Origin of the sequence: Arthrobacter sp. USHLN218 (assembly GCF_037144715.1) — a bacterium.
Lineage (GTDB): Bacteria > Actinomycetota > Actinomycetes > Actinomycetales > Micrococcaceae > Crystallibacter.
Genome location: NZ_JBBCYT010000005.1, coordinates 204,109 through 230,914 on the forward strand (window position 1 = coordinate 204,109; position 26,806 = coordinate 230,914).

Below are 26,806 nucleotides of genomic sequence, written 5' to 3' on the forward strand. Positions count from 1 at the left end.
GCGTGCCCCGGCGGGCTGGGCGTGCCTACGTAGGCCGTGCGCACCTACAGAGGCCGTGGATGCCCCGGCGGCCTATGCACGGCTACGCGGCCAGGAGTTCCTGCGGGGGCGAGAGGGCCTAGGAGACGGGCTGTTCGAGGGGCGTCCTGGCAGCGTGCAGGAGGGCGTCGAGGAGTACGACGGCTCCGGCCTTGTCCAGCGGATTGTTCTTGTTGCCGCACTTGGGCGACTGGACGCACGAGGGGCAGCCCGAGTCGCACTCGCAGGACTCGATGGCGTCGCGGGTGGCCGAGAGCCAGATACGTGCAGCGTCGTAGCCCCGCTCGGCGAAGCCGGCCCCGCCCGGGTGGCCGTCGTAGACGAAGATGGTCGGTTTGCCGGTATCGGCATGCAGGGCGGTCGAAACGCCGCCGATGTCCCAGCGGTCGCTCGATGCGACGAGCGGCAGCAGGCCGATGCCGGCGTGTTCGGCGGCATGGAGGGCGCCGGGAATCCGCGCGGCGGTCAGGCCGGCGGCGGCCAGGTCCGGCTCATCGATGGTGAACCAGACGGCCTTTGTGAACAGCTCGCGCGAGGGCAGCTCCAAGGGCTCTTCGCCGAGGATCTCATTGGAAACGAAGGCCTTGCGCTGGAAGGAGATGACCTTCGTGGTGACTTTGACGTCGCCGAAGCAGGCACGGACGGTGCCCCAGTCTTCGCCCCGCAGTTCCCCCAGCACCTCGATCTGGGTGACGTCGCGTGCCTGCGTGTAGTAGTCCGGGTTGGACCGCGTGACCATGGCGCAATGGTCCTGTTCGTTCAGCTCCTCGACCAAGTAGGTCGTGCCCTGATGGACATAGACCGCCCCGGTATGCGCCTGGTAGTGCGACTGGGGAGAGTCCATGGTCCCGAGCAGCGTGCCGGATTCGCTCTCGACGATGCTGATCGGACCGCCCCCGTCGGCCCGCAGATTCACCATGGCGGCGGCACTTTCGGCATGCGTCCAGAACCAGCCCGCCGGACGCCGGCGCAGGAAGCCGTCCGCCGTCAGCTCGTCGACCAGCCCGCCGGCGGACGGGCCGAAGAGTTCGATGTCGTCTGCCGTCAGCGGAAGCTCCTGGGCCGCGGCACACAGATGCGGGCCCAGGACATAGGGGTTGGAAGGATCGAAGACCGTGGCCTCGACGGAGACGTCGAAGACCGCCTCCGGGTGGTGGACCAGGTAGGTGTCGAGCGGATCGTCGCTGGCGACGAAGGCGGCGAGTGCGTCCTGGCCGGCCCGCCCGGCGCGCCCGATCTGCTGGAACAGCGATGCCCGGGTCCCCGGCCAGCCGGCGACGAGCACCGCGTCCAGTCCGGAGATATCGATCCCCAGCTCCAGGGCGGACGTGCTGGAGACGCCCAGGAGCTGGCCGGAGCGCAGTTTCGCTTCCAGTTCGCGCCGCTCCTCCGGCAGGTACCCCGAGCGGTAGGCGGCGATCCGGCCTGGCAGGGAGGGATGCACCTCCTCGAGCAGCCGTTTCGTGATGCTGGAGATGGTTTCCGCGCCGCGCCGCGACTTGATGAAGGCAATGGTGCGGACCCTCGCCGACACAAGGTTGGCCAGCAGGTCGGCCGTCTCCGCGATCACGGTTCGGCGCTCGCGGGCGCCGTTTTCCCCCTTGAGGTCCGTCAGCTGCGGTTCCCAGAAGGCGACCGTGGTGCTGCCGTGCGGGGAACAGTCCTCGGTGACGCTGCCGGCCGGCGCTCCGATGAGCCGGCTGAAGGAGGCCGCCGGCTCCCCGGCCGTGGCGGAGGCTCCGATGAACACCGGGTCGGCTCCGTAGCTCGCGCAGACCCGGCGCAATCGCCGCATCAGGTTCGCCACGTGCGAGCCGAAGACCCCGCGGTAGCTGTGGGCCTCGTCGACGACGACGAACTTCAGGCGGCGGAAGAACCGCGCCCACCACGTGTGGTTGGGCAGGATGCCGAAGTGCAGCATGTCCGGGTTCGCGAGCACGAAATTGGCATGGTCCCGGATCCAGCGCCGCGCACCCGGGTCGGTGTCGCCGTCGTACGTCTCGGCACGGACGGTCGGCAGCTTCAGGGATTTCACTGCTGCCAGCTGGTCGGCCGCCAGCGCCTTGGTCGGTGCCAGGTAGAGGACGGTGGCGCCGGTGGGTTCCAGCCGGGCCTGGTCCTCGAGGGCGGTGCGGTGGATGGCATCCAGCGCGGGCAATTGGTAGGCGAGTGACTTTCCCGACGCAGTGCCGGTGGCGATGATCGTGTGCCGCCCGGCGTGGACCTGCGAGGCCGCCTGCAGCTGGTGCCGCCACGGCTGCGCGACGCCCAAGGATGCGTAGGCCTGGACAACGTCCGGGTGCACCCAGTCCGGCCAGGGATCGTGGACGGCTTCGCGCGCCGGTACTTCGCGCACGTGCATGAGCTGTTCCGGATCGGCACCGGAACCGAGCAACGGAATCAGCGAATCATGCAGGGCCACCACAGCATTGTTTCATCCCAGTGCGGCAACCGCAGGATCGGGTCAGGCAGCGTCCGTGGGCTTGAGGATCATGACGTCGCAGACGGTATCCCAGCCCAGGTGCTGGTACAGCATGCGGCCGTCGTGCGATGCGATGAGCAGGCCCGTGTCGACGATGTGCTCGAATGCCGAGGCGGCCAGGGCGCGCATGATGTGGGTCGCGAGGCCGCGGCGGCGGAAGTTCTCGTTCGTTTCGATGTGGTCGAAGACGGCGAAGCCGTCCACAACGGCCATTACGCCGTGGGCCGCTTCTTCCTCGCCGAACATGACCCGGGCACGGTGCACGTTGCCGTCCCGGTCGATCTCCGTCTTGAACTCCGGATCGCGGTACCAGGGATCTTCGGCGTCCTGATCTGACATGTTCGTAACCATCATGGACTGGTCACTGTGGTGCACCCGAAGGCCGTGCTGCGGGGCCAGGGCCTTGAAACGCTCGGGTTCGCGCGTCAGGACGGTGAAGATGCGCTTGGGAGACGCGATGGTGTTCCTGGCCAGGTCGGCGAACTCCTCGTCGCCCGGCTCGTAGGCAAAAAACTCCCAGTCACCCGTCTTGTCGGAGAGGACGATGGCCGGATGGCCCGCCTCTTCGGCCGCCGTGTAACCACGGCAGGCCGACCAGCCGGAGACCCAGGCCGGGAGCAAGTTATCGGGTACGTCTGCAGTGAAATCGAGGCCCATAGGATGACAGTACCTAACCGTGGGCACTCTGGATATGCACCGGTGATCAAGCGCGGTCACAATCTATGGTTTGGTGCCGCGTCGTAACCTTAAAGGCGTGGCTCTTAACCGAATTGTGCTTTACTACGCCTTCGTCCCGCTTCCTGACCCGGAGGCCGTTCGCCTCTGGCAGCGGGCTCTGTGCGAGAAGCTCGGGCTCACCGGGCGGATCCTGATTTCCAAAGACGGCATCAACGGAACCGTCGGCGGTGAAATCAACGCGGTTAAGCAGTACGTCAAGACCACCCGCGAGTACCAGGCCTTCCGTGGAATGGACGTGAAGTGGTCCGACGGCAGCGCTGAGGACTTCCCGCGGCTCAGCGTCAAAGTCCGCGATGAAATCGTTTCCTTCGGTGCCCCGGGCGAGCTAAAGGTGGACGAAAACGGCGTCGTTGGCGGCGGCACCCATCTGCGCCCCGAGGAACTGCACGAGCTCGTCGAGGTGAAGGAACAGGCAGGGGAAGAGGTCGTTTTCTTCGATGGTCGGAATGCCTTCGAAGCCCAGATCGGCAAGTTCCGCAACGCCGTCGTGCCCGACGTCGCCACCACCCATGACTTCATCCGCGAACTCGACTCCGGCAAGTACGACGCGCTGAAAGACAAGCCGGTGGTCACCTACTGCACCGGCGGCATCCGCTGCGAGGTCCTTTCCTCGCTGATGGTCAACCGCGGTTTCCAGGAGGTCTACCAGCTCGACGGCGGAATCGTCCGGTACGGCGAACAGTACGCGGACAAAGGCCTGTGGGAGGGCTCGCTCTACGTCTTCGACAAGAGGATGCATCTGGAGTTCTCGCCGGAAGCCAAGACAATTGGCGAGTGCGTGCGCTGCCAGGCCCCCACGAACAAGTTCGAGAACTGCTCGAACCAGAGCTGCCGGAACCTCACGCTGTACTGCGCCGACTGCGCCGCTAATCCCGAGACGCTGCGTTGTCCGGACGGCTGCGCCGCTTGATTCGTATCGCTGGGTAGGAGCCCGGCTTGTTGGATAGCGCGGCCTGAACTGTTCCGCCTGCCACGCCCGCTGCCCGGCCCGTCCCCGTGGCCGCTTCAACCCCACGCCGGAGGCCCGGCCTGTCCATCACCCGCCCGCCCGGTGCGTCCCCCGGCCGTGCCGCACGTGTCGGGCCGGCGACCCACCCGCCGCGCCTAGACTTTCCTCTGTGACTGAGTTCAATACGGGCAACGTTCCGCAGGCCCCGCAGAGTACGGATCAGCGGCTGATCGCAGCCCTCGCCGCGGATCTTCGCGCCCTCGAATACACCGTCGACGGCGTCGAGCGGCTGCTGGGGCCGGCGGCCTACGAAGCACTCGGCCGCGACCAGCTGGTCCCTGCCAAGCTGGCGACCGAACGGAAACCCGATGCCGATGCGCCGGACCCGCTGGCCGCCGTCGTACGTTTATGGCTGCTGGGCGAGGACGTCGAGGAAGCGCACCTGGCTGCCGCCCTTCCGGGGCTGGGACTGGACGGGCTCGTTGCGCTGGGACTGGCCACCAACGACGGCGGGCGGTTCCATGCCAGCGTGGACCTGCGGCCGTACGCGTTCGATGCCACCAATCTCTGGGTGGCCAGCGATCTGGGCGCGCACCAGCGGTCCGGAGTCCTGCGGCACGACCACGTGCTCGGCATCGGCCAGGCGTCGCTGACGCTCGCGCAGCTGACCATCCGCCGCGACGTGGACCGCGCGCTGGACCTGGGCACCGGCTGCGGCATCCAGCTGTTCCACCTGCTCAGCCATGCGCGGCACGTGACCGCCACCGACATCTCCGAGCGGGCGCTTGCGTTCACCCGCTTCAACCTGCTGCTAAACGCGCCGGCCCTCGACCTGGACCCGGACAACCTGGCCTCCCGCGTCAGCCTCCGGCTCGGCAGCCTCCTGGATCCTGTCGCGGGGGAGCGGTTCGACCTGGTGGTGTCCAACCCGCCCTTCGTCATCACGCCCCGGACCTCGGAGACGGCCGCCGATGAGCTGTTCACGTACCGCGACGGCGGACTCCCCGGGGACGACATTGTGGCCACGCTGGTGCGGCGGCTGCCCTCGGTGCTGGGACCGGGCGGCGTCGCGCAGATGCTCGGAAACTGGGAGATCCCTGCGGACGCCCGGTCCTGGCACAGCCGCCTGGAATCCTGGCTGGACCCGGACATCGAGGCGTGGGTCATCCAGCGCGAACAGCTCAGCCCCGCCGCCTACGCCGAGACCTGGCTGCGGGACGCCTCGGAGAACCGGGATCCGCAGCTGTACGAGAGGGTCTACCGGGCCTACCTGGAGGACTTCGGGGCGCGGAACGTCGACGCCGTCGGGTTCGGCATGGTGTGGCTGCGCCGTTCCGGCGCGGCTCCGGCGCCCGACGGCGGCGGGGAGATTAAGGCGCACGACGGCGGCACCCGGGCGCTGCGGCGGTTCGAGGAGCTGACGTATCCGCTGGAACAGCCGATCGGCCCGCACTTGGCGGCAGCCGTGGAGCGGCACGATTGGCTGGCCGGGCACCGCGGCGACTTCGCGGATCAGCGGCTGACCGTGGCGGAGGACGTCACCGAGGAACGGCACCAGCGTCCCGGGGCCGAGCATCCGGGCGTCATCCTGCTGCGCCAGGGCGGTGGCCTGCGGCGGACCAACCTGATGAGTTCGGAACTGGCCGGCCTTGTCTCAGCCAGCGACGGCGAACTGACCGTCGGCCAGCTGGTGACCGCGCTGGCGGCCCTGCTGGAGCAGCCCGGGGCGGAATTCGCGGCGCGGCTGCTGGAGGAAACCCGGAACCTGGTCCTGGACGGCTTCCTGCTTCCGGCCGCCCCGTAACGGCCCTACCGCCCGCGGCGGGGGAAGCTGGCCATCGGGCCTGCGCGGCGGGATAGACTTACTAGTCATGACAAAAGGTGCATCGCCCTCCCTCGATCCTGTCGCGGGCGAGGCTTCGAACGGCCCGGCGGACCGGGTCAACATCTCCGATGCCAGGGCCATCAGGGCGTTGGCTCATGCGGTGCGCCTGAAAGTTATCGAGGAGCTGTTCGATACCCAGCAGCCGGCCACGGCGACCGAACTGGCCCAGCGGCACGGCCTGACCCCGAGCGCCATGAGCTACCACCTGCGTGCGCTGGAGAAGTGGGGCTTCGTCAAGCGCAGCGCCAACCAGGGCGACGGCCGCGAGCGGCACTGGCAGGCGGCCGCCGGCCGGCTGGACGTTACGTCGGTGGCGGACAGCCGCGCCGCGACGCTGGGCGTCGTCGACGTCGAACTCAACGACCTGCGCGAACGCCTCAGTAAATATGTGAAGCGGGACAAGGAAACCCCCAACCCGGATACCTGGCGGCAGGAAGGGCACCTGGCGGCGCTGAGCACCGGCCGGTTCTACCTGACGCCGGAACAGCGCGCGGATCTGGGCCGCCGGATCGGTGAAATCCTGCTTGAATACAGCCCGACGACCAACCCCGACAACAGGGGCGAGGGTGCCGAAAAGCTCTACTACGTTTTCTCGTTCCTGCCGGGCGATATAGACGACGCCTGAGCCCATCGGAAGACTTCCGGGGGCGGCCCCGCTTCCGTGTTGCGCTAATGTTGCGGCTACCCTAGTGCAGGTAAGCACCGTCGCACCGCAGCGGCGGCGCATCCGCAGAACCACAGCAATTCGTCAGTAGGAGCAACGTGCCAGCGAAGGCCCGCGAAAAGACCGGCAAGAAACTCGTCATCGTCGAGTCTCCTGCCAAGAGCAAGACCATTGCCGGGTACCTCGGCGAGGGCTTCGAGGTCACAGCATCGGTGGGCCACATCCGTGACCTGCCGCAGCCGTCGGACCTGCCGGCCGAGCTGAAGAAGACCTCGGTGGGCAAGTTCGCCGTCGACATCGAGAACGGGTTCGAGCCCTACTACGTGGTCTCGCCCGGCAAGAAGAAGACGGTCTCCGAGCTGAAGTCGCTGCTCAAGGACGCCGACGAACTTTATCTGGCCACTGACGGTGACCGCGAGGGCGAGGCCATCGCGTGGCACCTGCTCGAGGTGCTGAAGCCGAAGATTCCCGTGCACCGCATGACGTTCTCCGAAATCACGCCGGAGTCCCTGCAGCGGGCGCTGAACGAGCTGCGGGACATCGACACGGACCTGGTGGACGCGCAGGAAACCCGGCGCATCGTGGACCGGCTGTTCGGCTACGAGCTGTCGCCGGTACTCTGGCGCAAGATCAAGGCCGGGCTTTCGGCCGGCCGTGTCCAGTCCGTCGCCACCAGGCTGGTGGTGGAGCGCGAGCGTGAGCGGATGGCGTTCCGCTCGGCCTCCTACTGGGACCTGCTGGCCACCGTCGAGCCGCTGGAGACGGCCAAGGGCGGCAGCTTCAAGGCGAAGCTGGCGCAGGTCGACGGCGACCGCGTGGCCACCGGCCGCGACTTCGACGACCGCGGCGCGCTCAAGACCCGCGGAGCCGTGCACCTGGATGAGGCCGCCGCCACCGCGCTGGCCGAGGCCCTGCAGGGCGCCGAGTTCGCGGTCCGCTCGGTCGAGAACAAGCCCTACACCCGCCGCCCCGCGGCCCCGTTCACCACGTCCACACTGCAGCAGGAAGCCGCGCGCAAGCTCGGGTTCTCCGCCCGGACCACGATGTCGCTGGCCCAGCGGCTGTACGAAAACGGCTACATCACCTATATGCGTACGGACTCGCCGGCGCTGAGCGACCAGGCCGTCAACGCCGCCCGCCGGCAGGCCTCCGAACTCTACGGCCCCGAATACGTCCCGCAGTCGCGTCGCGTCTACAAGGGCAAGTCCAAGAACGCCCAGGAAGCCCACGAGGCCATCCGTCCCGCCGGCGACTCGTTCCGCACCCCGGGGCAGGTCCGCAGCCAGCTGGGCAATGACGAGTACCGGCTGTACGAACTGGTCTGGAAGCGCACCGTCGCCTCCCAGATGGAGGACGCGCGCGGATCAACGTCGACCGTCCGGCTCGGGGCTACGGCTTCGGACGGGCGCGACGCCGTGTTCACCGCCTCGGGCACGGTCATCACCTTCCCCGGCTTCCTGGCCGCCTATGAAGAGGGCAAGGACGCCAGCCGCAACGAACAGGACGACGCCGAGGGCGGCCGCCTGCCGAACCTCGCCGAAGGTGACGGCTTGACGCCGCAGGAAGTGACCGCCGTCGGCCACGAAACCTCGCCGCCGCCGCGGTACACCGAAGCCTCGCTGGTGGCCGAACTGGAAAACCGCGGAATCGGGCGCCCGTCGACCTACGCGGCAACCATCTCGACGATCATGGACCGCGGCTACGTCCGCAAGCGCGGTTCCGCGCTGGTGCCGAGCTGGATCGCGTTCTCAGTGGTCAAGCTGCTGGAGGACCACTTCCGCGACTACGTGGACTACGACTTCACCGCCGAGCTGGAGCAGGGCCTGGACCGGATCGCGGCGGGGGAGGCCAAGCGGACGGACTGGCTCAACGGCTTCTATTACGGTGACCGGCACGAGACCGGGCTCAGCACCGTGGTCAACGACCTGGGCGAAATCGATCCCCGGGTCGTGAACTCCATCGACATCGCCGACGGCATCACCCTGCGGGTGGGCAAGTTCGGGCCGTACCTGGAGCGCGCGGGCGAGGAAGGCTCGGAGGAGCCGCAGCGTGCGAACGTGCCGGAGGACCTGGCACCGGACGAGCTCACCGCGGAGAAGGCCGTGGAGCTGATGGAGACCCAGGGTCCGGGCGAGCGGGAGCTGGGCCAGGACCCGGAGACCGGGCGCACGATCGTGGCCCGGGAGGGCCGGTACGGCGCGTACGTCACCGAGGTGATCCCGGAGCCGACGGCGGAGGAAATCGCCAACCAGCCGGTGGAGTACTACAAGAACGGCAAGCCGAAGCCGCCGAAGAAGCCAGCCAAGATCAAGCCCCGGACCGGTTCGCTGTTCAAGTCGATGACCGTGGACACCGTCACGCTGGAGGACGCGCTGAAGCTGCTCAGCCTGCCGCGGGTGCTGGGCGCGGACGCCGAAGGCAACGAGATCACCGTGCAGAACGGGCGCTTCGGGCCGTACCTCAAGAAGGGCACGGACTCGCGCTCGATCGGCTCCGAGGAGGAGATCTTCACGATCACCCTCGAGCAGGCGCTGGAAATCTACGCCCAGCCCAAGCAGCGCGGGCGGCAGGCCGCGGTCCCGCCGCTGGCCGAGTTCGGCGTCGATCCGGTCTCGGAGAAGAACATCGTGGTCAAGGAGGGCCGCTTCGGTCCGTATATTACCGACGGCGTCACGAACATTACGGTGCCCCGGTCGACCACGATCGAGCAGCTGACCCGGGAGCAGGCCATCGAACTGCTGAAGGAAAAGCGGGCCAAAGGCCCGGCCAAAAAGCCCGCCACGCGGCGCAAAGCCGCCGCCAAGAAGTAGGGCCCGGATGCCGCCGGTCCGCCGCAGTGCTCCGGGCGGACCGGCCTGCGTTCACCCGGCCCGGACCTCAGGCGACATAATGGGACCATGCGTCTAGGCGTCCTCGACATCGGTTCGAACACGGTCCACTTGCTGCTCGTGGATGCGCACCCCGGCGCGCGGCCCGTGCCGTTCGCGTCGCACAAGCGTCCGCTGTCGCTGGTGGCCTACCTGGACCGTGCCGGCAACATCACGGAGTCCGGCCAGCGGGAGCTGGTCTCGTTTGTCCGCGAGGCCTGGCGCTTCGCCGTCCAGCACAATGCCGAAGACATGCTGGCGTTCTGCACCTCCGCCATCCGGGAATCGACCAACGGCGACGCGGTGCTCGCCCGGGTCAAGCGGGAGGCCGGCGTCGAGCTGCAGGAGCTGAGCGGCCCGGAGGAAGCGACGATGACCCTGGTGGCCGTGCGCCGCTGGTACGGCTGGGGCGCCGGCACCGTGCTGGACCTGGACATCGGCGGCGGTTCCTTCGAGATGGCGATGGCCCGCGACGAGCAGCCCGAGGTGGCGGTGTCGGTGCCGCTCGGCGCAGGCCGCCTCACCCGGGAATGGCTGCCGCAAGACCCGCCCAGCGCCGGAAGCGTAAAGGACCTGCGGAACCACATCCGCACCACGCTCGAACCGGCCATCAGGCAGTTCGACGGGCTCGGCGTGCCCGACCTTGTCGCGGGAACGTCGAAGACGTTCAGGTCACTGGCGCGCATTACCGGCGCGGCGCCGTCGGCCGCCGGCCCCTACGTCCGGCGGGAACTGCGCCGCAACGACCTCTCGCTCTGGACCCAGCGGCTGGTGGCCATGCCGGTCGAGGACCGCGTCCACCTGCCCGGCGTCTCCCGGGTGCGGGCGCCGCAGCTGCTGGCCGGCGCGATGGTGGCGGAGGCAGCGATGGAAATGTTCGACGTCGACACCCTCCTGATCTGCCCGTGGGCCCTGCGGGAGGGGCTGATCCTCAAACGCTTCGACCACCTGCTCTACGACAGCGACGCCCCGGTCCGGCCGGTGGGGACCGCGCTGGTCCAGAAGGCGCTCCAGCCCGCGTCGGCGAATGGCAACGTGACGCCGTGACCACGGCCGCCGATGCCTCAGGCAACGGCGCCCGGATCCCAGTGGCGCTGTCCAGCGCTTCCGTCTATCCGCTGGCGGTCCACGACGCGTTCGCCGTCGCCGCGGACCTCGGCTACGACGGCGTGGAAGTCATGGTGACCAATAACCAGGACTCGCAGGACCCGGACGCGCTCCGGAACCTTCACGAACGCTACCAGCAGCCGATCGTCGCGGTCCACGCGCCGACCCTGCTGCTGACCCAGCAGGTCTGGGGCAAGGCCTGGAACAAGATCGTCATGTCCGCGGCCATGGCGGCCGAGGTCGGCGCCTCCACCGTCGTCGTGCATCCGCCGTTCCGCTGGCAGTCCGGCTACGCCGAGAACTTCCCCGAAGGCATCCGCAACATCATGGAAGACTTCGGGGTCACCATCGCGGTGGAGAACATGTACCCCTGGAAGGTCCGCGGGCGCGAGACCAAAGCCTACCTGCCGCACTGGGACCCGCGTCCGCTGGACTACCAGCACATCACCTGGGACTTCTCGCACGCCGCCTCCGCCGGTGTCGACTCGCTGGCCGAGATCAAGCTGCTGGGGGACCGGCTCAGCCACGTGCACCTGACGGACGGCTTCCACACCAGCTGGGACGACCACCTCGTTCCCGGGCACGGCGACCAGCCCTGCGCGGAGAGCCTGCAGCACCTCGGCAGCAGCGGCTGGCCCGGGATCGTCGTCGCGGAGGTCAGCACACGCAAGGCCCGGGGCGCCGGCGAACGCGAGGAATGGCTGGGCGAAACGCTCGACTTCGCCCGGCGCCACCTGGGGCTCGGCGCCGCCCTCCGGCCAGCGGAAACACGTCCGCGGCGGACATAGCCGGGCCCTATGCGGTCGGTCATACTGATGCCATGAATGACTCTGCGACCAGGCCCCGGCGCCTGCTGCTCGGAATTCTTGTCCTGGTCGGAGTCCTAGTGGTCGCGGCGCTGGCCCTGGTTTTCACCCGGGGCACACCGAAGCCCCTCGACGCCGCGACCCCCGCCGGGGTCGTCCAGCGCTACACGGCCGCCATCATCGACGGCGATGAGGACGCGGCGGCGCAGTATCTGACGGCGCGGGCGCGGGAACGCTGCAGCGAGCCGGAGCAGCCCTACACGGACAACCTCCGGGTCTCCCTGATCTCCACGGTCGAACGGGAGAGCTCCGCGGACGTGAAGGTGCTCATCGTGACCTCCAGCGACGGCGGGCCCTTCGGCATGTCCGACTACGAGACCGAGGAGGTCTTCGACCTCGTCAAGGAGGACGGCCGGTGGCTCGTCCAGTCGACGCCCTGGCAGTTCGCCTTGTGCACCAGCAAGGCGGCGTCCCCGTGACGGCGGCGCTGGCACCGGCCCCCGGCTCCGGCGCGGGGACCGTGCAGCAAACCGTGCGCCGTCTGGTCGTCTACACGCTGCTCTTCGTCCTGGTGTCCATCGCCGCCAGCGGCGCGGGGGCCCTGCTGGGCAGGCTGCTCGGGATCGGGTCCGAATTCGTCGCCGGCGACGTTGCCGGCCTCGCCCAGGGCTTCGCCTTCTTCCTCATCGGCGGGCCGCTGGCCGCAATCCTCTGGTGGTCCGTGTGGCGGCGGCTGGGAGAGCCGGCCGAGCGCTCCTCGCTGGCCTGGGGCCTCTACGTCGCGGCGATGTACGTCGTGTCGATGGTCATCTCCACGACCTCGCTGCTGGCCGCGCTGTCCGAACTGATCGCCGGGCGGACAGCCGGGTGGGGGATGACCATCGGCGGAGCACTGGTCTGGGGCGCCGTCTGGGTCTGGCACCGGTGGATGTGGCGGCATCCCGGGAAGGGCCCCCTTCGGCTCACCCCGGTTCCCGCCGTCGCCGGTACCGTCTACGGGCTGGTCATCGGCACCGGCGGCACCGTCACGGCGCTGGCCGCGCTGTTCGACTCGGCGGTTGATTCGTTGACGGGTACGACGGCGGTCGGCAAGCCATGGTGGGTGTTCGCGCTGCAGGCCCTGGTCTGGGCCGTCGCCGGCATCCTCCTCTGGCTGTGGCACTGGTTCCGCGAAGGAGGCAGGCGCCTGCACTCCCGGCTCGCTGACGTGGCGCTTGTGGTGGCCGGCGTCCTCGGTGCCAGCGTGCTGGCCGTGACTGGCTGGGGAACCCTGCTGTTCATCATCCTTCGGCTCGCCTTCGACCGCTCCGAACCGGTGGCTGAGCTGCTGGAGCCGCTGGGATTTGCGCTCGCGGCGGGAGCGGTCGGCACCGTGGTCTGGCTGTACCACTCGTCGGTGGCGGCGGGCAGGACGGAAGGTACCAGGGAGGGAGCGAGACTCGTGGTGTGCGGGGTGGCCCTGGCCGCCGCAGCGACGGGAATCGGCGTCATCGTTAATTCCGTGCTGGCCCTTGCCGGCAACACCCTGGCGGGAACGGACCCGCGCACCCTCCTGCTCGGCGGGATCAGCGCGCTCGCCGTCGGCGGACCGCTGTGGTGGCGCAGCTGGCAGCCCGGCAAACCCGGGCGGGCAACCGCTGGCGCGGCGGAACCGGCGGGCCGGCGGGTCTACCTGATCACGGTCTTCGGCGTCAGCGCGGTGGTGGCACTGGTGACCCTGCTGGTGATCGGCTACCGGGTGTTTGAGCTCCTGCTCGACGGCACCACGCCGGGCAGCCTGGTCGACCGGATCCGCGCTCCGTTCGGCCTGCTGGCAGCCACCGGGCTGGTCGCCGGATACCACTTCAGCGTATGGCGGCATGAGCGGCCGGCCGTCCCCGCCCGCCCACCCGCCCGGTCCCGGCCCATCGGCCACATCGTCCTTGTGGCTGCGGGAGACCCTGAACCCTGGCGTCGTGCGGCAGAGGAAGTGACCGGCGCCCGCGTGACGGTCTGGACCCGTGCCGGCGCGCCGGACGTGCCGGTGGCAAGCGGGGAGGGGCCGGACCGGGAGGAAGCGGAAGCCGTCCGGCTGGAGCGCGCGCTGGCGGATATTCTGGCCGACCGCGTCTTGGTTATCGCGGGGCCCGGCAGCAGGCTGGAAGTTATCGCCCTCGCCGATTAGCGCATCCCGCGGCGGCGTCAGTGCTAGGCGTGTGCGTCCCGAGGAGATGATTTGTACTGCCGGGCGCGCAAAGGGCGGCCTCCCTGGCTGGGAGGCCGCCCTTACGGCGGGACGGAGATTAGCTGCCCGGTGCGGCTGCCTTCTCAGCGGCCTTGGCGGCCTTCCACTCGGCCTTGCCTTCGGCCTTGATGTCCTTCCAGTCGGCCTGGCCCTGCGCCTTGGCGGCCTTCCACTCTGCATCGGCTTCGGCCTTGAGAGCCTTCCAACCGGCTGCCGGGGCTTCGTCGGCGGGTGCGTCTTCAGCCGGGGCCTCGGGTGCGTCGTCAGCCGGGGCTTCGTCAGCCGGGGCGTCTTCAGACGGTGCCTCGGGGGCGTCCTCAGCCGGGAGCTCAGGTGCCGGGGCGGGTGCTTCTTCAATCGGCGCCTCGTCAACCGGAGCCTCGGGTGCGTCTTCAGCCGGAGCCTCGGGTGCGTCTTCAGCCGGAGCCTCGGGTGCGTCTTCAGCCGGTGCCTCGGGTGCGTCCTCGGCGGGTGCTTCGTCGGCCGGGAGTTCAGGTGCCGGGGCGGGTGCTTCTTCAATCGGCGCCTCGTCAACCGGGAGTTCCGGCGCGGGGACCGGTGCCTCGGGTGCGTCCTCGGCGGGTGCCTCGTCGACCGGCAGGTCGGGTGCCGGGACGGGGGCCTCTTCGATGGGTGCCAGCTCTTCGGGCGGCGTTTCGAGGGCGGTGCCGTCGGTGACGATCAGATTGGGCGATACGTACACGTTCTCAGCTGAGATGGCCACGAAGGGGTCTTGCGCCTGGCTGATGGGCGTGGGGGCTCCTGCTCCCGCAGCGTTCGGTTCGTCGACGGCCGAAGCGACTCCTGCTCCTGCAGTGGTCACCACTCCTGCGACAACTACTGCTGCTGCAAGGCGGCCGGTCTTAGCGTTCCGAAACGTCATTTTTGCTCCAATTCTTTTGGGGATTGTTGCGGTTTAAGCGTTACAACACTGCTCCGGGCGGGATCAAAAGGAGGAAAAATTCGGGCCATGTGACGGGTGGAAGTGCTTAACATCCGCACAGGACGGCGGAACTGTGTCACCCTCCGCCCCTGCGCCCTGAGAAGGGGGGTAGCGTCAATGTCGGACCGCGTCCCGGATTCCCCTTTCGCGAAGGCACCAACTGGTAATCGGACCGCGCTCACGACCTGCGGCATTGCGCTCGTTCCGCCACGTGTTGGGGTGCGTCCGGAGCCGGGGGATCGCCCCGGACCGTCAGTCAGCTGGCGTGAATGCGCTTCCAGGAGGCGTGGCCCAGGGCAGCGATAACCGTCAGGAAGATGCTTGCGACCAGGCCCATGAGGAAGATGGTGCCGTACTGCCGGTTGTCGGCGAGTCCGGCGGTGAGGAAGTTCTGCAGCGAGCTGCCGAGGAACAGGGAGCCCGCAAACAGTGCGACGCTCGTGGCGCGGGCCTGCGGGGCAATGTCGGTGGCCCATCCCTGCATGGAGGAGTGAAGGACGGCGTTGGACACGCCGACGAGTACCGCCGTCGTTGTTAATGCTGCGGGGACGTGCCAGAGCGACGAAACCAGGAACGCCGTGACCAGCACGCTTCCTCCGATGGCGATGAGCTGGGTGCGGGTGAACCGCTGGACCAGCCGGCGCATGACGCGGGCCCCGAGGATGACGCCGACGCCGAATCCGGCGGCCAGCATGCCCGCCAGGCTGACCCCGACCCCGGCGTTCTGCAGGGCCGGGACGATATACGTCAGGATGCCCATCAGCACGGCGCCCTCCAGGACCGCCAGTCCGTAGATGCCCAGGGCGGAGGGCGAGAACGCGTGGCCCAGGCGGATGCCGCGGCGCCCGGAGTGCCCGTCGATTTCCACGCCGCGCAGCAGGATCAGCAGGACCAGGCAGCCCACGGCCGGCAGCGCGAACACCAGCCGCCAGTCCACCAGCGCGGCCAGGGTGCCGGTGGCGAGGGCAGCGATGGTCGTCCCGAGGGATGAGTAGATCTGCAGGTCGGACAGCCCGCGGGCCCGGTCGATCCCGGTCCGTGTGTCGCCGAGGATCGTCATCAGCGTCGGATAGAGCGCGCCTGCCATCAGCCCCGTGAACGCCCGGGCCAGGAGCAGCGGCAGGTAGCTGCCGGACAGCGTGCTGGCCAGCGACCCGATCATGACTCCCGTCAGAGCCATGCGCAGGATCGCCAGGCGGCCGAACCTGTCGCTGAGCAGCCCCCACACCGGCTGCCCGACGGCGTAGAGCAGTGCGTACGCCGCGACCAGCTGGACGGCCTGGCCGAGCGACAGGTCCGTCCGGTCAGCCAGCACCACGAGCATCGGCGGCGTGCCGAAGCGATCGAAGAAGGACAGGAATCCGACCGACCGCAGGACGCCATCGGGTACGCGGTTCCGTGGCTTGCCGTGATCGTCGCCGGAACCGCCTGCACTTGCCATCATCTAGTCAGCATTTCCTTGTCGTCGCCGGCCGCCCGCGGAGGACGGGATGTGTCCGTGGGGGAGCGGGAAACCAGCCTTCAGGATAGTGAAAATTACGACGGCGGCGCTCCGGACACGCGTTCGCGTCACCTTCCGGAACATCGGCCCACCGGAAAAGAAGCACACAGGCACACCCCTTGCCACTCATTTGGGGGTTCCGCCCATCCCCAGAACTGGAATCTGGCCCGACGGCGCCGCGGCAGGCAGACTCAGAGTGTGCCGGATCACCCGCCCTTGTGGAAGGCCCGGCCCGCGGAGCGGGGCCGACCCCCCAGACCCGTTCCTTTGTGCCCCTCCCGCGAAGGGGCAGCGGCGTTGCCCCGGGAAGCCTAGGCCCCCGGGGCAATGTCACTTCCGCGGTGCTGAAGCCCCGGCCGCGAATCGGCCCACCGGTGAATCTGCCAACCCTTACGTAAAAACCTGCGCATTCTGGTTGCCTCGCTTTCAGTCGTCTAGCCTGTGAGCACAGCTTGGACCTACCTCTAAGGAAAACCTCCATGCGGAACACCTTCAGACTTCCAGCCGTTCTCATCACCGGGCTCCTGCTCGCCCTGGGAATGGCCGGCTGCAGCGCCAGCCCGTTCGAGGACGGAGAGACCAGCGCCGGGGAGACCGGGGCGCAGGGGCCCGTGCTCGTGGGATCGGCGAATTTCCCGGAGAGCGAGACCCTTGCCGAGATATACGCCGGGGCTTTGAATGCCGGGGGCGTCCCCGCGGCCACCAAACCGAGGATTGGTTCGCGCGAAGTCTATGTCCGGGCAGTCCAGGACGGCTCCATCGATTTGGTGCCCGATTACAGCGGCAATCTCCTGCGCTATCTGGACGAGGGCACCTCGGCGCGCAGCGCCGAAGAAGTGATGAAGGAACTGCCCGGAAAGCTGCCGGAGGGGCTCGCGGTGCTGGAACCGGCGGCCGCGGAGGACAAGGACTCGCTCGTCGTCACGCAACAGACCGCGGACAAGTACGGACTGGAATCCCTCGAGGACCTGGGCAAAGCCTGCGACCGCATCGCCCTTGGAATGCCGCCCGAGGCCCAGGAGCGTCCGCAGGGACTGCCGGGACTCAAGGCCGTCTACGGATGTGTCCCGAAGGAGTTCGTCCCCTTCAGCGACGGCGGCGGGGCGCTGACGCTCCAGGCGTTGCTGGACGACCGGGTCCAGGCCGCGAACATCTTTACGACCTCCCCGTCGATTGCGGCCAACAACCTGGTCACGCTGAAGGACACCAAGGACCTCTTCGCAGCCCAGCAGGTGCTTCCCTTGATCCGCACCGACGCCGTCGGCAGCGAGGCCCAGAAAATCCTGAACAAGGTTTCGCAGGAACTGACCACCGAGGACCTCATGCAGCTCAACGAGAAGGTCTCCGGAGACGCGAAGCAGAACCCCAAGGACGCCGCAGCCGCCTGGCTCAAGGACAAGGGCCTCGCCTGAGGGCACGCTGCCGGCCGGCGGGGCCGCGGTACTGAACCAAGCCCGGGCAGGACGGGCCGGCGCAGCTGCACTAGCGGACCGCGGGCCTGACTGGCAAGCCCCTGCAACCTTTTGCCGGTGCTGCGGGTAACAGGGCGTGACCTTGCGTCATCTTCGCCCCAAACCGTTGCCGCGGGCCGCCGCCGCGGCATAGCTTTTTCAACAGATCACGAGTTCCAACGCGAAGCCCTGGCTGGTTGGACGGCAACCCTCTTCGTGGTGGGGTGCCCCAGGTGAAGATCCGGCCGGGCACAACCGTGTTCCGGCAAGCATCGAGCCGGCTCCTCCGCGAGCCCTCCCGCACAGACGGAACATGCCCATGTCCTTCATCTGCCTCATCCTCTCCGGCGTGGCACTGCTGATCAACGGCCTGGCCCTGCTCGGACGCATCCCGCCGCGCGACAGCGGCACCCTGAACCTGCTCATCGGCGGCCTCCAGCTGATCCTGGCCGCCCTGATCGCCGTGACCGCAGCCGGTGACTCGGCCCAGCTGCTCGGCGCCGCCGGCGTCGTCCTCTTCGGCCTGACCTACACCTACGTCGGCCTGAACTCGCTGTTCGACCTCGGGTCGGCCGGCGTCGGCTGGTTCTGCGGCCTCGTCGCCGCGCTCGCCGTGGTGTACGCGGTCTCCAACCTAGCCGCCGACCCGTTCTCCGCGGTGCTGTGGACCAGTTGGGCCGTGCTGTGGACGCTGTTCTTCCTGCTCCTCGCTTTCGGCAGGTCCGCCCTCACGTCCTATACCGGTTGGGTCACCCTGCTCACCAGCCAGCTAACGACGACGGTGCCCGCCCTTTTGGGGCTGAACGGCGCCTGGCCGTCGGGCTGGGGGAGTGCCGCGGCAGCCGCCGTCGTGATCGCCCTCCTCTTTGGCGCCGCTGGGTTCCTGGCCCGGCGCACCGGCCGCGCCGCCGTCGTACTCCCGGAACCGGAGCACACGCACGCCGCACAGGCACCGGAACCCGCCGCCGCCGTACTGCCCCAGCCCGCCCAAGAGCCGACACCCGCGGGCGTCTGACCCACCCGACTTCCGAATTTCCGTAACAACGAAAGGCCCGTCATGACCTCCGTAACCACGCAAAGCACCCACGCCGCCGAGACCGACTACGACACCCTCGCCGACCGCTTCCGCCCGATCTTCGCCCGCATCGCCGAGGGCGCCAGCGCCCGCGAGCAGGACCACCAGCTGCCCTTCGACCAGATCAAGGAGCTGACGAAGGCCGGCTTCGGCGCCGTGCGGGTTCCCGTGGCCGACGGCGGTGCCGGCGCCACCCTGCCGCAGCTGTTCCGCCTGCTCACCGAACTCGCCGCCGCGGACTCGAACATCCCGCAGGCGCTGCGCGGCCACTTCGCCTTCGTCGAGGACCGGCTGGTCTCCTCCGGCCCGCAGCGCGCGGTCTGGCTGGAGCGCTTCGTGAACGGCGAGATCGCCGGCAACTCGTGGACCGAGGTCGGCACCGTCAAGATCGGCGACGTCATCACCAAGGTCAGCCCGGACCCGGACTCGGCCACCGGCGGCTTCCGCGTCAACGGCACCAAGTACTACTCGACCGGCAGCATCTTCGCCGACTGGATCGACACCTTCGCCCAGCGCACGGACAACGACGTCAAGGTCATCGCCGTGGTCAACGCGCACCAGCCAGGCGTCACGCACTCCGACGACTGGGACGGCTTCGGCCAGCAGACCACCGGCTCCGGCACCAGCACCTTCAAGGACGCCGTGGTCGAGGCCGACAACGTGATCGACTTCGACACCCGGTTCAAGTACCAGACCGCGTTCTACCAGGTCGTGCTGCTCGCCGTCCTCGCCGGCAGCATCAAGGCCGCCGAGCGCGACATCGCCACCGAGGTCCGCAACCGCACCCGCATCTTCTCGCACGGCAACGCCGACTCCTTCCGCGAGGATCCGCAGATCCTGCAGGTCATCGGCGAGGTGTCCGCCAAGGCCTATGCCGCGGACGCCACCGTCGAGCGGGCCGCCCAGGCCCTGCAGCGCGCGTACGAAGCCGCGTTCCTCGACGACCTCGAGCAGGAAGAGCACCTCAACGACCTCGCCGAACTCGAGAGCGCCCAGGCCCAGGTGGTCCTGACCGACCTGGCCACGCGTGCCACCTCGGATGTCTTCGACGCGCTGTCCGCCTCGGGCACCAGCACCAAGAAGAACTTCGACCGCCACTGGCGCAACGCCCGCACCGCGGCCAACCACAACCCGTGGGTCTTCAAGGCGCGCATCATCGGCGACTACTCCGTCAACGGCACGGTCCCGCCGCGCGTCTGGGCCATCGGCGCCGGACCTGACAAGAAGTAGCAGCAGCACGCGAAGGCGGCGGCGCGGACATCGTTCCCGCCGCCGCTTCCGTCTGCCCGGCGCCGAAATAGCCAACCGACGGGACGGACCGTGAAAATCGTGTGCGGCGTCCCGCGGCACGCGGCCTGCCCTCGACGCGCCCCCGCGCCGCACATAGGGTGGCCGAACGCATTCTTTACGTCTTGGGGGTCCTCGTGAGTGTCATCAACAGAGCGCTCGTCATCCTGCTGGCCATGTTCGTCTGCCTCGGCTTCGTTGCCCCGGCCGCCACCGCGGCGACCGTCAAGGGCTATGAGATCGATGCGCCTTCCAGCCTGCAGGTAGTAGTGAACAAGCACCGGAAGCTGAACCCGCAGAATTACGTCCCGTCCCGCCTGGCGAGGATCCAGGGCGAATCGCTGCGCGCTGAAGCCGCCGATGCTTACAAGAAGTTCGCCAGCGCTGCCAAGAAGGCGGGCGTTACCATCGTGCCGGTGAGCGGCTACCGGTCCTACAACCAGCAGGCCAGCCTCTACAACAACTACGTCCTGCAGTACGGCCAGGAAACGGCCGACACCCTTGCCGCGCGCCCGGGCTACAGCGAGCACCAGACCGGCCTGGCCATGGATATCGGCAATCCCGGCGGGACCTGCGCCCTCGACCCGTGCTTCGCGAACACACCGGTCGGCAAGTGGGCGGCCGAGCATGCCGACGACTACGGCTTCATCATCCGCTACCCGAAGGGCGCCGAGGCCACCACCGGCTACACGTACGAGCCGTGGCACCTGCGCTACGTCGGCACCTCCCTGGTGGGGGACATGAACGACGGCGGCTCCCGCACCTTGGAGGATTTCTTCGGGTTGGGAGCAGCGCCTGACTACCTCTGAGCCGGTTCGGGAACACCGAGCAGGGCAGCGGCGACGGTCCGGAACCTGGGGGTGACCTCGGTTCCGGCCGGGCCGGCGGCCTCGAGGAACCCGGCGGCCTGGCTCATGGTGTAGCCGTCGGTCAGCCGCAGGAGGATATCGACGATGTCGTCGATTGGTGCGACCGGATGGAATTCGCCGTCCTGGGTCCCTCGCCGGATGACCTGGGTAAAGGGCGCGACCCACTGCTGCGACACGGACTGGATCAGGCGCCGGTGGGCCGGGTTGTCCAGGCCGGAGGCGGCAAAGGTCAGCCACATCCGTGCGCGTTTCGGGTAATCGCCCCACTCCCGATAGGTCGCCAGCATTCCGCACAGCTCCTCCCACGCCGTCTTGGAGCTTGCCGCCTGCGAGGAGCGCAGGATCGCGTTCACCGTGTCGGCGGCGATGCTGTACAGCGCCTCGTCGACCAGCTTCTCCTTGGAACCGAAGTAGTGCTGCACCGTCCCGACGGAGACCCTCGCTTCGGCTGCCACATCCTTGAGGCGCGCGCCAGCCAGCCCGGTGCGGGAGATGACTTCGATGGCGGCGTCGACGATGGCGGCCCTGTTCCCGGGCGGGCGTGCTGCGGCGTTTGCGGTCATGTCGCTGTCCTGTTTGGTGGTTGAGGTCGAAGGTCGAAGGTCGAATCTCCTGCCTTGGCGTGCCGGGCGCACTGGGGCCTTGCGCCTTGGCTGGTACCGCCATATTAGTAAGCGCGCGGCGTTGGCGGTATGGCGGCGCACCTCGGCGTGGCCTCCCGGGCGGAACCTGAAACAAAAGCCACGAACATGGCCGGAAACCGCAACGGCCCAGTAATACGGCGGTAATAGACGCTCACTAGGTTGGAACCAGTCAGTTGGGGATCACAGACAAACCCCGCACTAGATCCAGGAGCCCGTGTATGAAAGCCAATTCGAGGAAAGCCCTTGCCGTCGCCGCCGCGCTCTCCGCGGGACTGCTCGCGGGATGTTCGGCGTCGTCCGGCGACACCGCAGAGGCCGCCGCGCCGAAGGTGGAACTGACCACCCTCACGGCGGGGACAATCAAGGTCGCGATGATGCCGTACCTTCCGTACGTCGGGGAGGATGACGGCAAGCTGGAGGGGCTCGACGGCGAAATCCTCAACGCGGCCGCGGAGGAGCTGGGCTACAAGATCGAGATCGAGCAGACCGACTTCTCGGGCATGCTTTCGGCGGTGCAGACCAACCGCGTCGACCTGGCCCTCGGCTCGATCTTCTGGACACCGGAACGCGAGGAGACCGGGCTCTTCACCGACCCGCCCTACTACTCGCCGGTGGCCCTGGCCGTCGGGGATGGGAAGACCTATGAAAAGGCGGAGGACCTCGAGGGCCTCCACATGGGCACGGTCACCGGCTACAGCTGGACCGCGAGCATCCAGGACACCCCCGGGGCCACGCTCCATACCTACCCCGACGCCAACGGAACCTTCAACGACCTGAAGGCGGACCGCATCGCCGTCGGAATGCTGGACCCGCTGGTCATCAGCTACACCGAACAGAAGAACCCGCAGCTGTCCTTCAACACCCAGTACATCGAGAGCCCGACGGCGGAGGAAATCGAGGAGCACCCGGGCTGGCAGTACCTGACCCCGTCGATGACCGGCTTCTACGTGGCTAAGCAGTCCCAGGATCTCGCGGACGCCATCAGCGAGCAGATCGGCGAAATGTACGCCGACGGCACGATGGAGGAACTCGTCACCAAGTGGGGCGGCGATCCGGAAGCGTACCTGAAGCCGAGCCCGGGCATGCTCGAACTGCGCCAGGCCGCCGACCGCGACGCCGACTGGGCCCTGCCGACCATCGACTGACGCTTCCGAACGACCTTCCAGCACTTCACCCTGGCGGCGGCACGCCTGCCGCCGCCGGGGACCAGCAGAAAGTGACGACTATGTTCAACGTTCCCTGGGCCGACTATGCCGACGACCTGGTCGACGGCATCATCGCGACCCTCCAGTACACGGTCCTCGGCTTCGTCGGCGCGTTCATCCTCGGCCTGGCCCTCGCCCTCATCCGGCTCAGCCGGTTCAAAGTGCTCCGGGGCCTGGCCGCCGCCTACACCGAACTGTTCAAGAACATCCCGCTGCTGGCGGTCATCTTCCTCATCTACTTCGGGCTGGCCACCGTCGACATCACGCTGGACGTGCTGGCCGCCGGAACGCTCAGCCTGGTGGCCTTCTACGGCGCCTACCTGTCCGAGATCTTCCGCTCCGCCATCTCCAGCGTGCCGGCCGGGCAGACCGAGGTCTCGCTGGCCCTCGGCTTCGGCCGGGTCTCCACGCTCTTCTCGGTCATCCTGCCGCAGGCACTGCGCACAGCCCTGCCGGGAACCAACACCATGCTGGTGGACCTGCTGAAATCGACGTCGCTCCTCATCACCATCTCCGCGGCCGAACTGATGACCCAGGCGCAGCTGATCGCCTCCGAGACCTTCCGGGCGCTCGAGGTCTACCTCGTCATCGCCGTCCTCTACTTCGCGATGTGCTACCCGCTGTCCCAGTTCCTGCTCTGGCTCGAACGCCGCCTGGCTGCCGGCAAGCCGCTGGGCCCCGGCCGCCGCAAGCGCCTGCAGCACGCCGCGGCGCTCCTCGAGTCCTATTCGCCCGCGCAGAAAGTGAACGCATGATGACTCTCGACCAGCCCCTCACCTCAGCCCCCGGCAGCACCGGGAAGGCTGCGATCTCGGTCCGCGGCCTGGAGAAGTCCTACCACGGCCGCCCGGTGCTCAAGGGCATCGACCTCGACGTCCGCGCCGGCAGCATCGTCACTCTGATGGGCAAGAGCGGCGGCGGCAAGAGCACCCTCCTGCGCTGCCTCAACCTCCTCGAGGTGCCGGACGCCGCCGACATGACGGTCCTCGGCGAGCAGGTGTTCTTCAGCAGCCGCCAGGTCCTGCACGACCTTCCCGCCCTGCGCCGGAAGATCGGCATGGTCTTCCAGAAGTTCCTGCTCTTCCCGCACCTGACCGCCTTCGAGAACATCACCTACCCGCAGACCAAGGTCGGCGGCCGGTCCCAGGCGGAGGCGGAGGAACGCGCCGTCCAGCTGCTCGACCGCGTGGGCCTACGGCACCGCGGCCTGGCCTACCCGGACCAGATGTCCGGCGGCGAGCAGCAGCGCGTCGCCATCGCCCGTGCGCTCGCGATGAGCCCGCAGGTGCTGCTGTTCGACGAGCCCACCTCCGCCCTGGACCCGGAGTCCACCAAGGACGTGCTCGCCGTGATGAAGGAGCTGGCGGAAACCGGCATGACCATGGTCGTGGTGACCCACGAGGTCGGCTTCGCCCGCGACGTCTCCGACTGGCTCGTGTTCATGGACCAGGGGCTCATCGCGGAGCAGGGCGACGCCAGGCAGGTCCTGGACGCACCGAAGAACGAACGCACCCGCGCGTTCCTCGCGGCCTGAGGCGCCCCGATGCCCCGGACCCTGGATGACGCACCGTACCCGCCAAGGACTTCCATGCCGGACTGGCCGGCGGAACCCGGCGGCCTCGACCCCGCGGCCGGCAGCTATACGCTGTTCTCGCTCGGGGAAGCCGGCAACGCAGTGCTGAGGCGATGGGCACGGACGCTGGAGGACGCAGCCTTGCCGCACGACGCCGTCGTCATTGACGCCCGGTACCTGGCGGGCTGGATCGAGGACCTGCCCCAAGCGATGGTCGCGCTGGCCGCCGGCCGGCGCGTCGGCTGGCGGATCGCGGCCGCCGGGGAGGAGGCCGCGGTGCTGGCCGTTGCCGCCGCGGCCCGCGAGGCCGGGCTGCTGGACGTGGAGCTGACGCTGTTCGTCACGGACACGCGCCGCATCCGGGTGTACTGCCCGCACTGCAAGTCCCACACCCTCGCCGAGGCACGGCCCGGCTCGGTGGTCCGCTGCGCCGGCTGCGCCCTCGACCTGGAAGTGCACCCGCACCTGTCCCTGCACACGGGCATGTACCTGGGCACGGACCGGGCCGCACGCGAGCGGCGCCGCGTACGCAATAACCGCACTCCGGAACTGCAGGAGGCGCTCTATGGCTGACGTGTTCGTCGCGGAGAGCATCCGCGAGGTCTCCCCGGACGTCAAGGAGTTCACCTTCCGGCCCGGCGGCCCGGACGCCGTGCTCCGTCCGTACGCACCCGGCTCGCACATCGTCGTCGAAATGTCCGGCAAGGCGAATGCCTATTCGCTCACCGGTGACGGAACGACGGCGGACGGTTACCGCATTTCCGTGCGTCGCCAGGGCGACGGCGGCGGTTCGGCCTGGCTGCACGACCGGCTGCGTCCCGGAGGCACCGTCCGGCTGTCCCCGCCGCGTTCGGCCTTCGCCCCGGTGGCTACGGCCAAGCACCACCTGTACGTCGCGGCCGGGATCGGGGTCACGCCGATCCTGTCCCACGTCCGCGCCGCGCTGCGCTGGAACCGCTCGTTCGAGGTGGTCTACGGCTACTCCGCCTCCGGAGCCCCGCACCTGGAGGACCTGCGGCGGCTGGCACCGGGCCGGCTGTTCGAGGCGGCGGGCCGCGGCCAGCTGGCTGACATCCTTGCGGAGCGGCTGCGGCAGCAGCCCGTCGGGACCCACGCCTACGCCTGCGGGCCGGCCGGCATGATGGCGGCGTTCCAGGAGTTCGGCGGCAGCCTCGGCTGGCCCGAGGAACGGCTGCACGTCGAGCATTTCGCCGCACCCGGGCTGGAGCCGGGGGAGCCGTTCACCGTCAGGCTCGCTTCCGGCCAGGCGGTCGCGGTACCCAGCGGTACCAGCGCCCTGGACGCGCTCGCCGAAGCCGGCGTCGCCGTGCCGGCGCTCTGCCGGCAGGGCGTCTGCGGCCAGTGCCGGGTGGACGTCTCGGCCGGCATTCCCGAGCACCGCGACCTGATCCTCACGTCCCGCGAACGCGAGGCCAACGACTGTTTCTACCCGTGCGTCTCCCGGGCGCAGACCGACGAACTGGAGCTGGAGCTGTGATCAAGACCCCGATCGAGCGTTACCCCTGGCCGCTGACCGATTCCGTCTTCCGCTACTCGGCCAACGTGGAACCGGCCCGCACCGTGCGGACCACCGCGGCGGGGGAGTGGGGCGGCAACATCCTCGACATCGACGAGCACTACGCCGAGACCGTCGCGCTGCGGCAGAGCATTTTCGACGCCGAGCCGGAGCGCTGCCGGATCCTGCCGCACATGGACGTGGCGGCCTGGGACACGCTGCTGTTCTGCCTCACCGAGCTCGCGGCGACCTACCCTGAGTCCATGCACCTGGACCGCAGCGGCAACACCTACCACTGGCGGAACGACCTGCTGGACATCACCGCGGACTTCGAGTTCGGCGTCGAAAGTTCCCTCCCGATGCCCCCGCTGCGCTTCGCCGCCACCCAGCTGCAGGAAGACATCGTCCTGCTGGACCAGCGCGAAGGCCGGCTGTTCGCCGACGGCGTCGCCCTCAGCTTCTCCGGCACGTGGTCCAACACGTTCGTGGTGGGCATGGGGTTCGGCGACATCCACGGCCCGGTCCCGCGCATCCACGAGAACGGCATGGTGTCCCGCACCGAACAGTTCCTCATGAACCTGGTGCCGGGCGAGGACTACCGCCGGACCAGCTGGGTGATCGCGGTCAGCCCCCGGCTGGACATGAGCCTGGAACAGTTCCCGACCTGGGGCGCCGATACGCTGCGCCGCATCACGGAAGACGGCGCCTACGGGGAGGCCCGGCTGCGCGTCGAGGTCCAGCACAGCGTGCGGCTGCCGACGTCCAATGCGGTGCTGTTCCTCGTGAAGACGCACCTGTGCCCGCTCGCCGACATCGTCACCGTCCCCGAATGGGCCTCCCAGCTGCACGCCGTGATGGACGAGCTGCCGCCGGACCTCGTGGCCCACAAGGGCTTCGGGGAGTTCCGCGAGGAGATCCTCGACTGGCTGCGCGAACGGGTCGACAGCCACGCCGTTGCTTCCGGCCGCCCGGCCTGACCAC

At 68.6% G+C, this 26,806-nt stretch carries 23 protein-coding genes and 1 riboswitch; of the genes, 18 read left to right on the plus strand and 5 right to left on the minus strand.

The window, feature by feature from the left end; genetic code table 11:
- Positions 1–118 precede the first annotated feature (118 nt).
- Both WFH44_RS13340 and WFH44_RS13345 read right to left on the minus strand, forming a co-directional pair.
- A complete protein-coding gene (locus tag WFH44_RS13340; protein WP_336714377.1) occupies positions 119–2,461 on the minus strand; it encodes a DEAD/DEAH box helicase in 2,343 nt (780 codons plus the stop codon).
- A gap of 42 nt (positions 2,462–2,503) precedes the next feature.
- On the minus strand, positions 2,504–3,178 hold the full coding sequence (locus WFH44_RS13345) for a GNAT family N-acetyltransferase (RefSeq protein WP_336714378.1): 675 nt from the start codon (positions 3,176–3,178) through the stop codon (positions 2,504–2,506).
- A 97-nt stretch (positions 3,179–3,275) separates the two neighbouring features.
- Here WFH44_RS13345 and trhO point away from each other — a divergent pair, with 97 nt between their 5' ends.
- The 8 genes from trhO (at position 3,276) to WFH44_RS13385 (ending at position 13,701) form a co-directional block, all read left to right on the plus strand.
- Positions 3,276–4,169 (plus strand): oxygen-dependent tRNA uridine(34) hydroxylase TrhO, encoded by an 894-nt coding sequence (gene trhO / locus WFH44_RS13350; protein WP_336714379.1) that lies wholly within the window; start codon positions 3,276–3,278, stop codon positions 4,167–4,169.
- A gap of 208 nt (positions 4,170–4,377) precedes the next feature.
- The gene (locus WFH44_RS13355; protein ID WP_336714380.1) at positions 4,378–6,012 is read left to right on the plus strand and encodes a DUF7059 domain-containing protein; all 1,635 of its coding nucleotides are present in this window, start codon (positions 4,378–4,380) and stop codon (positions 6,010–6,012) included.
- A 67-nt stretch (positions 6,013–6,079) separates the two neighbouring features.
- A complete protein-coding gene (locus tag WFH44_RS13360; RefSeq protein WP_264794142.1) occupies positions 6,080–6,718 on the plus strand; it encodes an ArsR/SmtB family transcription factor in 639 nt (212 codons plus the stop codon).
- Positions 6,719–6,855: 137 nt separating this feature from the next.
- The gene (topA, locus tag WFH44_RS13365) at positions 6,856–9,567 is read left to right on the plus strand and encodes a type I DNA topoisomerase (RefSeq protein ID WP_336714381.1); all 2,712 of its coding nucleotides are present in this window, start codon (positions 6,856–6,858) and stop codon (positions 9,565–9,567) included.
- A gap of 87 nt (positions 9,568–9,654) precedes the next feature.
- Positions 9,655–10,671, plus strand: a complete 1,017-nt coding sequence (locus WFH44_RS13370) for a Ppx/GppA phosphatase family protein (protein ID WP_336714382.1) — start codon at positions 9,655–9,657, stop codon at positions 10,669–10,671.
- Entirely contained in the window at positions 10,668–11,519 is an 852-nt protein-coding gene (locus tag WFH44_RS13375; protein WP_336714383.1) for a sugar phosphate isomerase/epimerase family protein, read from the plus strand. The genes WFH44_RS13370 and WFH44_RS13375 overlap by 4 nt, the downstream gene beginning before the upstream one ends.
- A 32-nt stretch (positions 11,520–11,551) precedes the next feature.
- Complete coding sequence (locus WFH44_RS13380) at positions 11,552–12,016, plus strand: hypothetical protein (RefSeq protein ID WP_336714384.1); 465 nt, start codon at positions 11,552–11,554, stop codon at positions 12,014–12,016.
- Positions 11,953–13,701: a DUF5671 domain-containing protein gene (locus WFH44_RS13385; protein ID WP_336714385.1), complete on the plus strand. Its 1,749-nt coding sequence runs from the start codon at positions 11,953–11,955 to the stop codon at positions 13,699–13,701. The genes WFH44_RS13380 and WFH44_RS13385 overlap by 64 nt, the downstream gene beginning before the upstream one ends.
- A 118-nt stretch (positions 13,702–13,819) precedes the next feature.
- Here the strand turns inward: WFH44_RS13385 and WFH44_RS13390 are convergent, their stop codons facing one another.
- Both WFH44_RS13390 and WFH44_RS13395 read right to left on the minus strand, forming a co-directional pair.
- Complete coding sequence (locus WFH44_RS13390; RefSeq protein ID WP_336714386.1) at positions 13,820–14,584, minus strand: hypothetical protein; 765 nt, start codon at positions 14,582–14,584, stop codon at positions 13,820–13,822.
- A gap of 376 nt (positions 14,585–14,960) precedes the next feature.
- A complete protein-coding gene (locus WFH44_RS13395) occupies positions 14,961–16,148 on the minus strand; it encodes an MFS transporter (RefSeq protein WP_336714387.1) in 1,188 nt (395 codons plus the stop codon).
- A gap of 536 nt (positions 16,149–16,684) precedes the next feature.
- Here WFH44_RS13395 and WFH44_RS13400 point away from each other — a divergent pair.
- From WFH44_RS13400 to WFH44_RS13415, 4 genes are all read left to right on the plus strand, one after another.
- Complete coding sequence (locus WFH44_RS13400) at positions 16,685–17,617, plus strand: ABC transporter substrate-binding protein (RefSeq protein WP_336714388.1); 933 nt, start codon at positions 16,685–16,687, stop codon at positions 17,615–17,617.
- A 204-nt stretch (positions 17,618–17,821) separates the two neighbouring features.
- Positions 17,822–17,934, plus strand: a riboswitch (SAM riboswitch).
- A 41-nt stretch (positions 17,935–17,975) separates the two neighbouring features.
- Complete coding sequence (locus WFH44_RS13405; protein ID WP_336714389.1) at positions 17,976–18,671, plus strand: AmiS/UreI family transporter; 696 nt, start codon at positions 17,976–17,978, stop codon at positions 18,669–18,671.
- 42 nt (positions 18,672–18,713) lie between these two features.
- Entirely contained in the window at positions 18,714–19,961 is a 1,248-nt protein-coding gene (locus WFH44_RS13410) for an acyl-CoA dehydrogenase family protein (RefSeq protein WP_336714390.1), read from the plus strand.
- 194 nt (positions 19,962–20,155) lie between these two features.
- Positions 20,156–20,827: a M15 family metallopeptidase gene (locus WFH44_RS13415; protein WP_336714391.1), complete on the plus strand. Its 672-nt coding sequence runs from the start codon at positions 20,156–20,158 to the stop codon at positions 20,825–20,827.
- Here WFH44_RS13415 and WFH44_RS13420 read toward each other — a convergent pair.
- Positions 20,818–21,450: a TetR/AcrR family transcriptional regulator gene (locus tag WFH44_RS13420; protein ID WP_336714392.1), complete on the minus strand. Its 633-nt coding sequence runs from the start codon at positions 21,448–21,450 to the stop codon at positions 20,818–20,820. The genes WFH44_RS13415 and WFH44_RS13420 overlap by 10 nt on opposite strands.
- Before the next feature lie 299 nt (positions 21,451–21,749).
- On the opposite strand from WFH44_RS13420, the gene WFH44_RS13425 reads away from it, so the two are divergent.
- From WFH44_RS13425 to WFH44_RS13450, 6 genes are all read left to right on the plus strand, one after another.
- Positions 21,750–22,676: a substrate-binding periplasmic protein gene (locus WFH44_RS13425; protein WP_336714393.1), complete on the plus strand. Its 927-nt coding sequence runs from the start codon at positions 21,750–21,752 to the stop codon at positions 22,674–22,676.
- Positions 22,677–22,756: 80 nt separating this feature from the next.
- The gene (locus tag WFH44_RS13430; protein ID WP_336714394.1) at positions 22,757–23,491 is read left to right on the plus strand and encodes an amino acid ABC transporter permease; all 735 of its coding nucleotides are present in this window, start codon (positions 22,757–22,759) and stop codon (positions 23,489–23,491) included.
- Positions 23,488–24,270, plus strand: coding sequence for an amino acid ABC transporter ATP-binding protein (locus WFH44_RS13435; RefSeq protein WP_336714395.1), 783 nt, complete (start codon positions 23,488–23,490; stop codon positions 24,268–24,270). The genes WFH44_RS13430 and WFH44_RS13435 overlap by 4 nt, the downstream gene beginning before the upstream one ends.
- 54 nt (positions 24,271–24,324) lie before the next feature.
- Positions 24,325–24,882 (plus strand): dimethylamine monooxygenase subunit DmmA family protein, encoded by a 558-nt coding sequence (locus WFH44_RS13440; RefSeq protein WP_336714396.1) that lies wholly within the window; start codon positions 24,325–24,327, stop codon positions 24,880–24,882.
- Positions 24,875–25,807 (plus strand): PDR/VanB family oxidoreductase, encoded by a 933-nt coding sequence (locus WFH44_RS13445; RefSeq protein ID WP_336714397.1) that lies wholly within the window; start codon positions 24,875–24,877, stop codon positions 25,805–25,807. The genes WFH44_RS13440 and WFH44_RS13445 overlap by 8 nt, the downstream gene beginning before the upstream one ends.
- Positions 25,804–26,802, plus strand: a complete 999-nt coding sequence (locus tag WFH44_RS13450) for a heme-dependent oxidative N-demethylase family protein (RefSeq protein ID WP_336714398.1) — start codon at positions 25,804–25,806, stop codon at positions 26,800–26,802. Before WFH44_RS13445 ends, WFH44_RS13450 begins: the two co-directional genes overlap by 4 nt.
- The last annotated feature ends 4 nt before the right edge of the window (positions 26,803–26,806 follow it).